We start from the raw sequence: 14,345 nt of genomic DNA on the forward strand, positions 1-14,345 counted from the left end.
GCTTACCTTAGTAAGGCAAGGCTAAGAGTGTCCAGCGGCGAAAAAGGTGACGAGCGCGTCGTTGACCACGTCCGGACGTTCCAGATACCCGTAGTGCCCGGCGTCCGCGATCTCCAGGTACTCGGCCGACGGGATCGCGTCCGCCACCTCGCGCGCGAGGTGGGCGGGCAGGCGGAGGTCGTCGGCGAACCCGATCACCAGGCAGGGCACGTCGATCGCGCGGTAGGCGTCGAGACGGCTTTCGGTGATGTCGAGATCGAGTTGCGCGCGCACCCCGGGCGTCCAGATGGTGGGCGACATTTCGAAGATGTCCAGCCAGTCGGCGATCGCGGCGTCGTCGTTCAGCGTGCGGGGCGAGAGGTTCTGCACGGCCCGGACCACGGCCTCGTACTTGGCGGGCACCGCGGTCGCGTTGTCCCGCAACTGCTTTTCCGCCGCGCTCATCGCCGCCCGCATCCGGTCCGGCCGTCCGCGGGTGGCCATCAGCACGGCACGGGTGACCAGCTCGGGGCGCGCGAGCATCAGCTCGGTGACCACCTGCGCGCCCATCGACGTGCCCACCAGGCGGCACGGCCCGAGGCCGAGGTGGTCGATCAGCCCGGCGGTGTCGGCGACCAGGTCGTCGATCGTGAACCCCGGTTCCGCGGGCCGGATCCCGCGGTTGTCGAAGGTGATCACGCGGTAACCGGCGTCGACGAGCGCGGGCACCTGGTGCAGGTGCCACACCCGGCCGTTGGCCGCGGTGCCCATCACGAGCACCACCGGTTCGCCCGAGCCGAGGTCGTCGTAGCTGATCTTCACGCCGTTGACGTCGGCGAGTGGCATGGTTCTCCTTGCAGACTGGCCCGGCGCAGACCGGGCATGGTCACCGCGACCAGGCACACGCCGAGCACGCAGACGACACCCCCGGCCACCACCCCGGCTGCCGGCCCGAGCAGGCGCGCCGCGAGCCCGGCCTCGGCGTTGCCCACGGCCGGGCCCGTGGTGGCCTGCGCGAGCCACAGGCTGCTGACGCGTCCCTGCAGGTGGCCGGGCGTGTGGTGCTGCAGCAGCGCGCGGCGCAGGATCTCCGACGTGGTGTCCCCGACGCCCGCGATCGCCAGGAACAGCAAGCCCAGCCACAGCTCGCCGGACAGGCCGAACGCCGTGATCGCCAGACCCCACACCAGCACCGAAGCGATCAGCGCGCGGCCGCTGTGCCGGATCCGGCCCGTCCAGCCGCTGACCAGCGCGCCGAGGAACGCGCCGACGGCGGGCGCGGTGTAGAGCAGCCCGACCGCGGACGGGCCGCCGCCGAACACCTCCGTGCCCAGCTGCGGGAACAGCGCGTAGGGCATCGCGAACAGCATGGCCCACAGGTCGATGACCAGCAGACCGCGCACGATGTCGTTGCGCCGCAGGAAACGCAGGCCCTCCGCGATCGCGTGCAGCGGGTGCTGCTGATCCTCGTCCGGTTTCGCGGCGCGCAGCGCGGGCAGCCGCCACATCAGCGCGACCCCGGCGACGTAACCGGTGGCGTCGATCGCGAAGCACGCGGCGACACCCGGTCCGGCCGCGATGAACCCGGCCACCGTCGGGCCGACCATCGCGCCGAACTGGCTGGTGACCGTGATCAGTGCGCCGGCCGCGGTCAGGTGCTCCGGCTTGACGAGCGTCGGGATCGCCGCCATGAGCGCAGTTCCGCCGAGCCCGTTGATCGCGCCGGCGAGCACCGCGGCCACGTAGACGAACCACAGCACCGGATGCGGGACGGCCGCGTTGACCGCCAGCCCGCCGAGCACGACCGCGACGACCGCGCGGGTGCCGAGGATCAGGCGCCTGCGGTCGACGCGGTCGGCCATCACCCCGCCGGCCAGCAACCCGGCCAGCAGCGCGACACCGAACACGAGCGAGACGAATCCGACCTGGACCGACGATCCGGTGAGCTGGTAGACGTGCAGGTTGATCGCGACGTTGGTCAGGGCCGTGGTCAGCACGGTGAGTGTTTGCGCCGCGAACACGAGCCGGTACGCGGATGCAGTGCGAAGCGGCGTGACGTCGATGACCATTTCCCCGAGCCGCACGAGCACCATCCCTTCCGAACATCGGCTAGCCTAACCTAAGTTCGCGAGATCGAGGGAGCTGACGATGCTGGACGGCTGCGTGCCCTGGCCCGGAGAACTGGCGGAGCGGTACCGCGCGGAGGGCTATTGGTCCGGCCGGCCACTCGACGTGCTGCTGAGCGAGGGCGCGCGGCAGCACCCGTCCCGGACGGCGCTGGTCGATGCGGACGGTTCGCGGTGGACCTACGCCGAACTCGACGAGTGGGCTTCCCGTCTGGCCGCCGGGCTGGCCGAAACGGGGCTACGGCCCGGCGAACGCGTCGTCGTGCAACTGCCGAACGTGCCCGAGTTCGTGGCGCTGTTCTTCGGTTTCCTGCGGGCCGGGGTGCTGCCGGTGCTGGCGCTGCCGGCCCACCGCGAGAGCGAGATCGTCCCGCTGTGCGAGCTCAGCGAGGCCGCCGCGTACGTGATCGCGGACTCCGACGGCGCCGGGTACGACTACCGCGAGCTGGCGCGGACGGTCGGCGAGGCCGTTCCGTCAGTGCGGCACGTGTTCGTCGTCGGCGAGCCCGCGGAGTTCCGGCCGTTGCCGTCGGCGTCGCCGGGGCCGCCGGTTTCCGTCGACCCGTCGGACGTGGCGTTGTTCCTGCTGTCCGGCGGTACCACGGGGACGCCGAAGCTGATCCCGCGGACCCACCAGGACTACCTGTACAACGCGCGGGCGAGCGCCGCGGTGTCCGGGTTTTCCGCGGACACCCGGTACCTGGTGGCGTTGCCGGCGGCGCACAACTTCGCGCTGGCCTCGCCCGGTCTGCTCGGGGCTGTCGCGGCCGGCGGGACGGTGGTGCTGGCGCCGGATCCCAGCGCGGACACGGCGTTCGAGCTGATCGAGCGTGAGCGCGTGACGGTTACCGCCGTGGTGCCGCCGGTCGCGCTGTTGTGGATGGACGCGGCCGGGTTCATGGACGAGGACCTGTCGAGTCTGCGGTTGCTGCAGGTGGGTGGCGCGAAGTTGAGCGCGGAACCCGCTTCCCGGGTGCGTTCGGCGCTCGGCTGTGACCTCCAGCAGGTCTTCGGGATGGCCGAGGGACTGCTGAACTTCACCCGGTTGGACGATCCGGACGAGCTGAAGATCACCACCCAGGGGCGGCCGCTGTGCCCGGCCGACGAGGTGCTGGTGGTGAACCCCGAGGGTGATCCGGTCGCGCCCGGGGAGAGCGGCGAGTTGTTGACGCGCGGCCCGTACACGTTGCGTGGCTATTTCCGGGCGGAGCAGCACAACGCGCGCTCGTTCACGCCGGACGGGTTCTACCGCAGCGGTGATGTCGTGCGGGTGCTGCCGTCCGGGCACCTGGTCGTCGAGGGGCGGGTGAAGGACCAGATCAACCGGGGTGGTGAGAAGATCCCGGCCGAGGAGCTGGAGAACCACCTGCTGGCGCACCCGGCCGTGCACGACGCGGCGGTGGTCGGGATGCCGGACGAGGTGATGGGTGAGCGGACGTGCGCGTTCCTGGTGGTGCGCGGGGAGGCGCCGACGTTGCGGGAGGTGACGGCGTTCCTGCGGGAGCGCGGGGTTGCCGCGTACAAGCTGCCGGACCGGCTCGAGGTGCTGGACGGTTTCCCGTTGACGAAGGTCGGGAAGGTGTCGAAGGTCGCGCTCGCCCAGCGGATCGCCGGGTGAGCGCTGGGGTTCTGACGCGGGCGGCGGCGCCGTCACGGGCGGCGGGCCTGGTGCTCGCGGTGGTGGTGCTCGTGGCGGTGGTGGTGCTCAGCATCGCGGTGGGGGCGCGGTCGATTCCACTGGGGACAGTGCTGGATGCACTGCTCGATCGCGACGGTTCGGATTCGTCCTATGTGGTCTGGGCGATCCGGGTGCCGCGGACGTTGATCGGCGTCGCGGTGGGTGCGTCGCTGGGCGTGGCCGGCGCGCTGATGCAGGCGTTGACGCGGAACCCGCTGGCCGATCCGGGACTGTTGGGGGTGAACGCCGGGGCGGCTTGTGCGGCTGCGCTGTCGGTGGGTGTGCTGGGCGTGACGGACCTGCGGGCGTTCGTGTGGTTCGCCTTCGCGGGGGCCGCGGTCGCCGGTGCGGTGTTGTACGTGATCGCCGGGCGTGGCGGTGCGTCTCCGGTGCGCCTGGCGCTGGCCGGGACCGCGGTGTCGGCGGCGTTGACCGGTTTGACGCAGGCGATGACCCTGTTGGATTCGCAGACGCTCGATCAGATGCGGTTCTGGACGGTGGGTTCGCTGGAGCGGGCCGATGGTGGGACGTTGGTGCGTGTGCTGCCGTTCCTGGTGGCCGGGGTGGTGCTCGCGTTGTTCCTGGCACGGCCGCTGAACGCACTCGCACTGGGTGACGACGCGGGCAAGTCGCTGGGCGCGCACCTCGGGTGGACGCGCGGGCTGACCCTGCTGGCGGTGACGTTGTCGGCCGGCGCGGCCACGGCGGCCGTCGGACCGCTGGTGTTCGTCGGCCTGGCGGTCCCCCACATGGTGCGGGCGTTGACGGGTCCGGACCAGCGGTGGGTGATCCCGTACTGCGCCGTGGTGGCCCCCGCGATGCTCCTCCTGGCCGACGTGGTGGGCCGGGTGATCGCGCGGGAGGAGATCGACGTCGGAGTGGTGACGGCGCTCCTGGGCGCACCGGTGTTCATCGCCCTGGTGCGGCGGACAAGGATGGCCCGCTCATGACGGGCCCCGCGCTGGACCCGTTTGTGGCTTCTCCTCCGGCGCCGGCCGCCACTCCCGGTCCGACTTTTCGCGCGAGTGGGCCTGTCGTAACGCCACCGCTGGTCCGTTCACCCACTACTGGCGCGAAGGGACCATCGCCGCGCCAACGGCTGGCCGCTTCGCGCGGTACGAACGGCCCACTCGCACCCGCCCCAGTGGCCCGCCCTCGCCCCACGAACGCGCCACTCGCGCGCACACCAATGGCCCACACGCACCTCATCTACACGAATGAATCGTCGACGCACTGGTCACTGGGCACCTCGCACCCCACGACAATGCCTCTCGCGCACGACCCACTGGTCCAGTCACGCCGCACCCGCACGAACGGACCGTTGTACGCCGACCAAAGGTCCACCGAGCCATGAACGGTCCCATGAGGCGCACACCCATGGTCCACTCGTGCCCCGCCCGCACGAACGGCCCATCGATGCGCCCACCAACGGCCCACCCGCATCCCACTCGCACCACGAACCGACCAACCACACCGACACCTCCGGCCCAGCGACGACACCATGAGGTGGTACACCCATGACCCGCCTCGTCACCGGCACAACCGGAACCGGCTCCACCGGGCCAAGCGACCCGGCAGGCCCAAGCGGCCCTACAGGCCCAACGGGCCCCACCGGCCCACGCCCCACCAGCCCAACAGGCCCCACCACACGCCGCTCGTTCTTGGTGTCCCTCGGGCTCGCCGTCGTGATCCTGGTGGTCGGTGTGATCGCCCTCGGCACGGGCTCGATCCACGTCCCACCACTGGACGTCGTTCGCACGTTGCTCGGCAACGGCAGTCGCCTCTCGGATTTCGCCGTGCTGGACCTCCGGTTGCCCCGGGTGCTCCTCGCGCTGGCCGTGGGGGCCGCGCTCGGCATGAGCGGCGCCGTTTTCCAGAGCCTGTCCCGCAACCCGCTCGGCAGCCCCGACATCATCGGCTTCAACTACGGCGCCACCACGGGCGGCCTGCTCGTCATCCTGGTCTTCGGCGGCGGCGCACCGGCCGTCTCCGGCGGCGCGCTGGCCGGCGGGCTCGTCACGGCCCTCGCCGTCTACCTGCTCGCCTGGCAACGCGGCGTCCGCGGCTCACGGCTCGTCCTCGTCGGCATCGGCATCAGCGCCATCCTCCAGGCCGTCAACTTCTACCTGATCGTCAACGCCCAGCTCGCCGACGTCGCCCGGGCGACCGTCTGGATCACCGGCAGCCTCAACAACTTGGGTTGGACCCAACTGTGGCCCCTGGTCGCCGCGCTCGTCGTGCTGATCCCGCTGCTGCTCGCCGGCGCGCGGTGGCTCGACATGCTCGAGATGGGCGACGACACCGCGGCCGCCCTCGGGGTGCCGGTCGAGCGCAGCCGCGTGTACCTGCTGATCGTCGGGACCGCGGCCTGCGCCGTGGCGACCGCCGCCGCCGGGCCGATCGCGTTCGTCGCCCTCACCGCACCGCAGCTGGCGAAACGCCTCACACGCGCGGCCGGGGCGAGCATCCTCCCGGCCGCCTGGATGGGCGCGCTGCTGGTGCTGGCCGCGGACTTCGTCGCGCAGCGGGTCGCCGGCTCGTCGACGCTCCCGGTCGGCGTGGCGACCGCCGCGCTCGGCGGCGCCTACCTCGGCTGGCTCCTCTGGCGCCGCCGCTGAGCACGGCCGCCGGCGAGGAACCCAGCAGCGCCGGGTGGCGGGCGGCAATCAATCCCACAACCGGGCGCTCCAGCAACCACCCCTCAGGCGGGCACCACGAACGGCGCCACCGAGCCCAGCTTCTCGCACGTCTCCTCGAACTCGCGCTCCGGGGTCGAATCAGCCACGATCCCGGCGCCCGCGCGCAACCACGCCTGCCCGCCCTCCTGGTACACCGCCCGCAGCACCAGCGCCGCGTCCAGGGCGCCGTCGTGCGAGGCCGCCACCACCGCACCGCTGTAGAGGCCGCGTTCGGTGTCCATCCGCGTGATCGCGTCCAGGGACTCGCGCTTCGGGATGCCCGACGCGGTGACCGCCGGGAACACCGCCTCCAGCGCGTCCCACGCGGACCGCCCGTCGGCGAGGTCCCCGTGCACCTGCGAAGCCAGGTGCTGCACGCTCCCGCGCTCCTTGACGCCCATGAACTCCCCGACCCGCACCGACGACGGCACGCAGACGCGCCGCATCTCCTCCTGCGCCGTGCGCACCGACACGGCGTGCTCGAACACCTCCTTGGGGTCCGACTCCAGCTCCGCCCGCGCCGCCGCGTCCACTTCGGCTCCCCGGCCGAACGCCCGCGTACCCGCCAACGGTTGCGTCGTGACCTGGCCCCGCGCGTCGACCGAGACCACGATCTCCGGGCTGAACCCGGCCGCCTCGGCACCGTTCAACCGCACCAGGAACGACCGCGCCGGCGTGTTCCCCCGCCGGCCCAGCTGGTAGGTCGCGACCAGGTCGGCCGCGAACGGCAGCCGCACGGTCCGCGACAGGATCACCTTCTGGTACTGGCGCTGCCGGATCTCCTTGACCGCCTGCGCGACCCGCTCGCGGTAGTTCTCCCCGTCGGCGCGCACGTCCACCACCGCCGGCCGCGGCTCGTCCGCCTCGAACGACGCCTCGACCACCTCCCGCACCCGCGCTCGCGCGGCCGCATCGGCGCCGCGGATGGACACCCGGGAACCGTCGAACCGCACCTCGGTCCGCGGCACCATCAGCCGCACGACCTCAGCGGACGGTGAAGCCGCGCCGCGCAACCCCAGCCCCGGCACGAGCCCGGCGAACGAGAATCCCACTCGCCCGTACGCGGTCCACTCCTCGAGCGGCAGCCCGGCCAGCGCGGACCGCACCGCCCCACCCGGCGACCCCGACCACGCGCGATCGGTCACTTCGCCACGGAACGAAGTGCGCACTCGTTCGGCGTCCAGTGACACCCACGCGAGTGCCCCACCGGCGAAGGTCCAGACCCCGCCGCGCTCGTACACGACGTAGTCGTCGAACCCGGCGCGCGCCAGCCGGGTCACCAGGGTCAGCGGGTCGGCCGCCGACGCGAACTCCTCGAGGTGTCTGGTCACGTCCACTCACTTCACTCCGGTGACGGCGTAGTCGGCCGGCCAGTCGAAGGCCGGTTCGCGGCGGGAGACGATCGAGCCGAGGATCTCCCCGACCCGCACCGCCGTGTTGGACAGCAACGACGACGTGATGCCGTGCGAATGCTCGGTGCCGCCCTGCAGGTACAGCCCGCCGGGCAGGTCCGGGGCGACGAGCCGGTAGTCGCGCTCGACGCGCAGGCGGCCCTGCTCGTCGCGGCGGCACCGCCCGGCCAGCTCGCCCAGCAACGCGGACGGATCCGCGGGCCGGTACCCGGTCGCGTACACGACCAGGTCGGCGTCCAGCACCGTCTTCTCGCCGGTGGTGAGGGATTCGACCGCCATCCGGACGCCGTCCGCGCTCTCGGTGACATCGACCGGGCGACACGCGTTGAAGATCCGCAGCCGCCGCACGCCCTGCACCTTCTCGCGGTACACCCGCCGGTACAGGTCGTCGATCAGGTCGAGGTCCACGGCCGAGTAGTTGGTGTTGCCGTGGTAGTCCATCAGCCTGCGCTTGACGTCCTCGGGCGCGCTGTAGAACGCGTCGACCGCGTCGGGGTCGAAGATCCGGTTGGCGAACGAGCTGTCGTCCGACGGGCTGTAGCCGTAGCGCGCGAACACCGCGCACACCTCGGCCCGCGGGAACCGGTCGTGCAGGAAGGCGGTGACCTCCGCGGCGCTCTGCCCGGCGCCCACCACGACGCACCGCGCGGGGTCGGTGATCCCGTCGATCTGGTGCAGCAGCTGGTGGTTGTGCCAGATCCGGTCACCGGCCGTGACGCCCTCGGGGAGATTGGGCCGCAGTCCGGTGCCGAACACGACGTTGCGCGCCCGGCACACCTCACCGTCGCCCGTCCGCACGTCGAACAGCGCCTCCTCGCCCGGGACCGGCATGATCACGTCGACCTCGCGGCCGTAGGAAACGAGGTCGGACACCTTCGCCGCCGACCACTCCAGGTAGTCGTGGAACTCGATCCGCAGTGGAAAGAGGTTCTTGTGGTTGATGAAATCGGCCAGACGGCCCTGGCTGTGCAGATAGGACAGGAAGCTGAACTCGCTGGCCGGGTTGCGCATGGTGACGAGGTCCTTGAGGAACGACACCTGCATGGTGGCGTTGTCCAGCAGCATCCCGCGGTGCCAGCCGAACCGCGGCTGGCGCTCCAGGAAGCGCGCCGTGACCACGTCCCCGCCGGCGTTGTGCTCGGTGACAGCGATCGCCAGCGCGAGATTCGAAGGGCCGAAGCCGACCCCGACCAGGTCGTAGACCGGAACTTCCTGCGGTACTGGCATGCCCGTCCTATCCGTCGATGTACAACCGAGGCAACCCTAACCTAAGTTAGGAGAGGCTTAACTACTACATTCGGGCGTGATGTTGATCCCGGACGAGGAGGACCGATGCGTGTCGCGATGTTCGGCTACCAGACGTGGGGGCACCGCACGCTGCGGGCACTTCTGGACGCCGGCCACGAGGTGACCCAGGTCGTCACCCACCCCAAGAGCGAGCACGCCTACGAAAAGATCTGGTCCGACTCGGTCGCCGACCTGGCTGGCGAGCACGGCGTTCCGGTCATCGAGCGCAACCGTCCGGACGACGAGGTGGTCGCGCGCCTCGAGGAGGCCGCTCCGGAGATCATCGTCGCGAACAACTGGCGCACCTGGCTGCCGCCGGAGATCTTCACCCTGCCGCCGCGCGGCACGCTGAACGTGCACGACTCGCTGCTGCCCGCCTACGCCGGGTTCTCGCCGCTGATCTGGGCGCTCCTCAACGGCGAGAAGGAGGTCGGCGTCACCGCGCACATGATGAACGACGAGCTCGACGCCGGTGACATCGTGCTGCAGCGCGCGATCGAGGTCGGCCCGCGGGACACGGTCACGGATCTGTTCCACCGCACCGTGGACCTCATCGAGCCGGTCGTCACGGAAGCGCTTTCGAAGATCGCGGCCGGCGACCTCCAGTTCGTCCAGCAGGACCGCAGCAAGGCCAGCTTCTTCCACAAGCGGTCCATCGAGGACAGCCGCATCGACTGGACCTGGCCCGCCGAGGACATCGACCGGCTGGTGCGCGCCCAGTCCGATCCGTACCCCAACGCCTTCACCACCCACAAGGGACGGACACTGCGAATCACCAGGGCATCCGTCTCGAAGGGACGGTACGGTGGCACGCCGGGACGGATCTTCATCCCGGAGGGCGACGGCGTGGTGGTGGTCACCGGCGCCGACGCCCGGTTCGGCAAGAACCACGGCCTGCTCGTCGAGCGGGTCCGCCTCGAGGACGGAACAGACCTGGCGGCGACGGACTACTTCACGACCATGGGCGGCTACCTGGGCCGCTAGACAGGCGGGCCGGGCGGGGTCAGCTCTTCTTCGCCCGGCTCGGAGCCACCCGCGGCGGCTCGTTGGGCTGTTTCGGGTACACCGGCGGCCACGGCGCGTCCATCAGCCCCGCCGCCATGTCCTTTTCGGACATCTCCAGCAGCGGCTCGATCGACTGCGGGCGAGCCGTCATCTCCGCCCACGGGTCACCCCGCCGGTCCACCAAGGCCGGCACCGTGGACAGCGTCAGCTCAGCGGGCTCCACAGTGGACAACTCGTCCCACGAGATCGGCGCCGACACCTGCCCGCCGACACGGGGCCGGACGCACCAGGCGCCGAACACCGTCTTGTGCGGCGCGTTCTGGTTGAAGTCCACGAACACGCGCGTGCCGCGCTCTTCCTTCCACCACTGCGCGGTGATCAGGTCCGGGTGCCGCCGCTCCAGCTCGCGGGCCAGGGCGACCGCCGCGGCGCGGACCTGGTAGGAGTCCCACCGGGGTTCCAGCGCCACGTAGACGTGCAGGCCCCGTGAGCCGGTCGTCTTCACGAACGCGGCGACACCCAGCGAGTCGAGCAGGTCCTTGGCCAGCACCGCCGCCTCGCGGACCTGCTCGAACCCCACGCCGGGCGACGGGTCGAGGTCGATCCGCAGCTCGTCGGTGTACTCGGGCGCCGCCGCGCGGTAGGGCCACACGTGGAACCCGATGCAGCCCAGGTTCACCGCCCACAGGATGTGCGCGAGGTCCGCCGCGACCAGCGCGTCGCTCGTCGTCCCGTTCGGAGTGGACACCACCGTGGTGCGCACCCAGTCCGGTGTGGACTTCGGCACCCGCTTCTGGAACCACGACTTGCCGCCCGCGCCGTCCGGGTACCGCTCGAGCAGCAGCGGCCGGTCGCGCAGCGTGCTCATCAGCGGGCCCTCGACCGCCTGGTAGTAGCGCACCAGGTCGAGCTTGGTCTCGCCGCGCTCGGCGAAGTACACCTTGTCCGGGCTGGAAATGCTGACCGGGGTGCCCTCGATCGGAACGGCACTCACGTTCTCACCTCGCTGAACAGGGCGGTCAGTTCCGCCGGCGGCACCTCTTCGAGCTGGTCGTAGCGGCACGACGCCGGGTCCCGGTCGGGGCGGAACCGCACCAGTCGGGTGGCGTGCCGGAACCGGCCGGCCTGCAGGTGGTCGTAGCGGACCTCGGCGACCAGCTCGACGCGCAGCGGCTCCCACGACAGGTCCTTGCCCGCGTTCCAGCGGCTCTGCGCGCCAGGCACCCGCCTGCCGTCCGCCTCGAACGAGGCCCACTCGCGCCACGGGTGCTGCTCCATCGCGCCCTCTCGCAGCGGCGCCAGCTCGTCGACCAGCTCGCGGCGGCGCGCGGCGGTGAAACTGCTCGCGACGCCCATGTGCTGCAGGCGCCCGTCGTGGTCGTACAGCCCGAGCAGCAGCGAGCCGACGCCGTTGCCGTCCTTGTGCCAGCGGAATCCGGCGACCACGCAGTCGGCCGTGCGCTCGTGCTTGACCTTCCACATGACGCGTTTGTCCTGCTCGTAGGGCAGGTCACCGGGCTTGGCCATCACCCCGTCGAACCCCGCGCCCTCGAACCGGGTGAACCAGTCCTGGGCGAGGTCCGGGTCCTCGGTCATCGGGGTGAGGTGCACCCGGGCGAGGGAATCGTCGAGGACCCCTTCGAGGAGGTGCCGCCGGCGGCGGAACGGTTCGCCGGTGAGGTCGGCGTGGTCGAGCGAGAGAACGTCGAACGCGACGAAGCTGGCCGGGGTCTCCGCGGCGAGCTTGCGCACCCGGGAGGCCGCGGGGTGCAGCCGGAGCTGGAGGTTGTCGAAGTCGAGGCCGTCGCGGGTGACGATGACGATCTCGCCGTCGACCACGCACCGGTTCGGCAGGGCGTCCTTGAGCAGGTCGACCAGTTCGGGGAAGTACCGGGTCAGCGGGCGGTCGTTGCGCGAGCCCAGCTCGACCTCGTCACCGTCCCGGAACACGACGCAGCGGAACCCGTCCCATTTCGGCTCGTACAGCAACCCGGGTTCGCGGGGCATCTCGTGCACGGCCTTCGCCAGCATCGGCTTGACCGGCGGCATCACGGGCAGGTCCACACCGAAGATGCTAGGCCGGAAAAATCGTCCGCGCGGCTCGCCGATCTCATGACAATTCGTCCAACACATAGACAGTGTGTAAGCTGGCCCCATGCTGGATCTCGAAGCCATCAGGAGCGCCGCCAAGCGGATCGACGGCGTGGCCCACCGCACTCCCGTCCTGACGTCGACCACCCTCAACGACCGCACCGGCACGAGCGCGTTCCTCAAGGCCGAGAACTTCCAGCGCATCGGCGCCTTCAAGTTCCGCGGCGCCTACAACGCCATCTCCCAGCTGACGCCCGACCAGCTCAGCACCGGCGTCGCCGCGTATTCGTCGGGCAACCACGCGCAGGCGGTCGCCCTCGCGGCGCGGCTCAAGGGCACCAAGGCCGTCATCCTGATGCCCGAGGACACCCCGTCCTCCAAGCTCGACGCCACCCGCGGCTACGGCGCGGAGGTCGTCACCTACGACCGCTACACCGGCGACCGCGAAGCGCTGGGTGCCCAGCTCGCGCGGGACCGCGGCCTCACCCTGATCCCGCCGTACGAGCACCCGCACGTGATGGCCGGCCAGGGCACCGTCGCGCTCGAGCTGCTCGAGGAGACCGGCCCGCTGGACACCCTGATCGCCCCCATCGGCGGCGGCGGGCTCATGGCCGGCTGCTCCACGGCCGCGAAGGGCCTGCAGCCGGCCATCACGGTCATCGGCGTCGAACCCGAGCAGGCCGACGACACCAGGCGCTCCCTCGCGGCGGGCGAGCGCGTGCGGATCCCCGTCGCCCGCACGATCGCCGACGGCCTGGCCGCGGACGTGCCCGGCGAGCTGACCTTCTCCGTCAACCAGCGCCTGGTCGACGACATCGTGCTGGTCAGCGAGGACGAGATCCGCGAGGCGATGCGGTTCGCGTTCGAGCGGCTGAAGATCGTCCTCGAACCGAGCGGCGCGACCTCGCTCGCCGGGCTGCTCAAGGGCGCTTTCACCGGCCGCGTCGGCGTGGTCCTCTCCGGCGGCAACATCGGCGTCGAGCGCTTCCGCGAGCTCCTCGGGTGACCATCGGCCGCGCACGCGGCTTCGGCAGGTCGCGCACTGACGCATCCGGCAGGTAGGCCCCAGGCCTGGCACACCGAGGCGATCAGGAACCCGGCGACGTGCTTGAACCCGTCGCTGCGCCGCCGCATCGCGTCCAGCCTCCGATTTCGCCGCCCCCGCGTGCACCCGCTCCTCGGTGCAGACCGCGAGCCGCACCTGCACGCGCCGGTCCAGCGCGTGGCCACCGGCCCAGCGTGAACCCCATCTCGGGCAGCCCGCTCGCGGAGCGCAACGCGCTCGTGGCGGTGCCGACGGCCGACAACGCCACGAGGAACGCGAGCGTGAACGGGATCCGCGCAGCGGTGTCATGTCCGGCCCTCCGAAGGTGCTCCGGCCAGCAGGTCCTTGACGGACTCCCACCGCTTCCGGCTGAACCGCGTCTCCGCCCGCTGCAACCGGCGCGAGCCGGGCCGGTAGCGGGAGCGCGCCCACGGCGAGGCGGGTTTCGCGAGCCGGACGGCGGCGACGACCGCGACGAACGGCACGACGATCCCGATCAGACCCGACGCGATCTTGCCCTTGAAGATGGCGACGAAGGCCAGGGCTAACTGGGTGGCGATCGTGACCGCGAACGCGACCCGCCCCTCGCCGGCGGTGTCCTCGAACGGCCGCGCCCCGAGGACGAGGAAGGCGCCGATCACCGTGGCGATGAGCACCGCGTCCACCGATTTGCGCCCCTCCCGCGCCCAGTAGACGTCGTCGAGGTGCAGCCACAGCGCGAACTCGTCGAGCGTGAGCGCCGCGCCGGCCCCGAAAACGGCGGCCAGCACCTGGACCCACGGTGGTCCCGGCCGGTAGACGAACTCGCCGGCGCCGGCGATGAGGATCAGGAAGATGCCGTACACGTGGTGGTGCACGTGGACGCTGCCGACGGTGGTGTCGCGAAACGGGCCGCGGCCCGCCCGGATCATCCGCACGACGACACGCGTGATCGCGAACGTCACCACGAAGGCGGCGAACATCCACACCGCCACGCCGCCGTCGGCGCCGGTGAACAGCTCGATGGTCACACCCGCCACCGGCCCCAGCGTGCGTTGGCGCAGC

At 71.3% G+C, this 14,345-nt stretch carries 12 protein-coding genes; 5 read left to right on the top strand and 7 right to left on the bottom strand.

Going from position 1 to position 14,345, the window contains the following annotated elements; all coding sequences use genetic code 11:
* Nucleotides 1–21: 21 nt before the first annotated feature.
* Both FB470_RS08070 and entS read right to left on the bottom strand, forming a co-directional pair.
* Nucleotides 22–825, bottom strand: coding sequence for an alpha/beta fold hydrolase (locus tag FB470_RS08070; RefSeq protein ID WP_306990096.1), 804 nt, complete (start codon nucleotides 823–825; stop codon nucleotides 22–24).
* A complete protein-coding gene (gene entS / locus FB470_RS08075) occupies nucleotides 798–2,072 on the bottom strand; it encodes an enterobactin transporter EntS (RefSeq protein ID WP_306990097.1) in 1,275 nt (424 codons plus the stop codon). The genes FB470_RS08070 and entS overlap by 28 nt, the downstream gene beginning before the upstream one ends.
* 55 nt (nucleotides 2,073–2,127) lie before the next feature.
* Between entS and FB470_RS08080 the strand changes: the two genes are divergently transcribed.
* The 3 genes from FB470_RS08080 (at nucleotide 2,128) to FB470_RS08090 (ending at nucleotide 6,401) form a co-directional block, all read left to right on the top strand.
* On the top strand, nucleotides 2,128–3,723 hold the full coding sequence (locus FB470_RS08080; protein WP_306990099.1) for a (2,3-dihydroxybenzoyl)adenylate synthase: 1,596 nt from the start codon (nucleotides 2,128–2,130) through the stop codon (nucleotides 3,721–3,723).
* A complete protein-coding gene (locus FB470_RS08085) occupies nucleotides 3,720–4,733 on the top strand; it encodes a FecCD family ABC transporter permease (protein WP_306990100.1) in 1,014 nt (337 codons plus the stop codon). The genes FB470_RS08080 and FB470_RS08085 overlap by 4 nt, the downstream gene beginning before the upstream one ends.
* Before the next feature lie 714 nt (nucleotides 4,734–5,447).
* Complete coding sequence (locus FB470_RS08090) at nucleotides 5,448–6,401, top strand: FecCD family ABC transporter permease (RefSeq protein WP_306990102.1); 954 nt, start codon at nucleotides 5,448–5,450, stop codon at nucleotides 6,399–6,401.
* Between the two features lie 83 nt (nucleotides 6,402–6,484).
* Here the strand turns inward: FB470_RS08090 and FB470_RS08095 are convergent, their stop codons facing one another.
* Entirely contained in the window at nucleotides 6,485–7,792 is a 1,308-nt protein-coding gene (locus FB470_RS08095) for a salicylate synthase (protein ID WP_306990104.1), read from the bottom strand.
* Between the two features lie 6 nt (nucleotides 7,793–7,798).
* Nucleotides 7,799–9,100 (bottom strand): lysine N(6)-hydroxylase/L-ornithine N(5)-oxygenase family protein, encoded by a 1,302-nt coding sequence (locus tag FB470_RS08100; RefSeq protein WP_306990105.1) that lies wholly within the window; start codon nucleotides 9,098–9,100, stop codon nucleotides 7,799–7,801.
* Nucleotides 9,101–9,205: 105 nt separating this feature from the next.
* On the opposite strand from FB470_RS08100, the gene FB470_RS08105 reads away from it, so the two are divergent.
* Nucleotides 9,206–10,144, top strand: a complete 939-nt coding sequence (locus FB470_RS08105) for a methionyl-tRNA formyltransferase (RefSeq protein WP_306990107.1) — start codon at nucleotides 9,206–9,208, stop codon at nucleotides 10,142–10,144.
* 19 nt (nucleotides 10,145–10,163) lie between these two features.
* Here the strand turns inward: FB470_RS08105 and ligD are convergent, their stop codons facing one another.
* Together ligD and FB470_RS08115 are read right to left on the bottom strand one after the other, a co-directional pair.
* Nucleotides 10,164–11,159, bottom strand: a complete 996-nt coding sequence (gene ligD / locus FB470_RS08110) for a non-homologous end-joining DNA ligase (RefSeq protein ID WP_306990108.1) — start codon at nucleotides 11,157–11,159, stop codon at nucleotides 10,164–10,166.
* Nucleotides 11,156–12,229 (bottom strand): ATP-dependent DNA ligase, encoded by a 1,074-nt coding sequence (locus FB470_RS08115; RefSeq protein WP_306990109.1) that lies wholly within the window; start codon nucleotides 12,227–12,229, stop codon nucleotides 11,156–11,158. The genes ligD and FB470_RS08115 overlap by 4 nt, the downstream gene beginning before the upstream one ends.
* 91 nt (nucleotides 12,230–12,320) lie before the next feature.
* Here FB470_RS08115 and FB470_RS08120 point away from each other — a divergent pair, with 91 nt between their 5' ends.
* Complete coding sequence (locus tag FB470_RS08120; protein WP_306990110.1) at nucleotides 12,321–13,262, top strand: threonine ammonia-lyase; 942 nt, start codon at nucleotides 12,321–12,323, stop codon at nucleotides 13,260–13,262.
* A 344-nt stretch (nucleotides 13,263–13,606) separates the two neighbouring features.
* On the opposite strand, the gene FB470_RS08125 is transcribed toward FB470_RS08120, so the two are convergent.
* Nucleotides 13,607–14,320 (bottom strand): hypothetical protein, encoded by a 714-nt coding sequence (locus FB470_RS08125; RefSeq protein WP_306990111.1) that lies wholly within the window; start codon nucleotides 14,318–14,320, stop codon nucleotides 13,607–13,609.
* Nucleotides 14,321–14,345: the final 25 nt, after the last annotated feature.

Source organism: Amycolatopsis thermophila (assembly GCF_030814215.1).
Classification (GTDB): domain Bacteria; phylum Actinomycetota; class Actinomycetes; order Mycobacteriales; family Pseudonocardiaceae; genus Amycolatopsis_E; species Amycolatopsis_E thermophila.

Coding starts and splice junctions, on each gene's coding strand:
- FB470_RS08100 (WP_306990105.1), bottom strand. CDS start 9,100: ATGCCAGTACCGCAGGAAGTTCCGGTCTACGACCTGGTCGGGGTCGGC.
- FB470_RS08080 (WP_306990099.1), top strand. CDS start 2,128: ATGCTGGACGGCTGCGTGCCCTGGCCCGGAGAACTGGCGGAGCGGTAC.
- FB470_RS08105 (WP_306990107.1), top strand. CDS start 9,206: ATGCGTGTCGCGATGTTCGGCTACCAGACGTGGGGGCACCGCACGCTG.
- FB470_RS08070 (WP_306990096.1), bottom strand. CDS start 825: ATGCCACTCGCCGACGTCAACGGCGTGAAGATCAGCTACGACGACCTC.
- entS (WP_306990097.1), bottom strand. CDS start 2,072: ATGGTGCTCGTGCGGCTCGGGGAAATGGTCATCGACGTCACGCCGCTT.
- FB470_RS08120 (WP_306990110.1), top strand. CDS start 12,321: ATGCTGGATCTCGAAGCCATCAGGAGCGCCGCCAAGCGGATCGACGGC.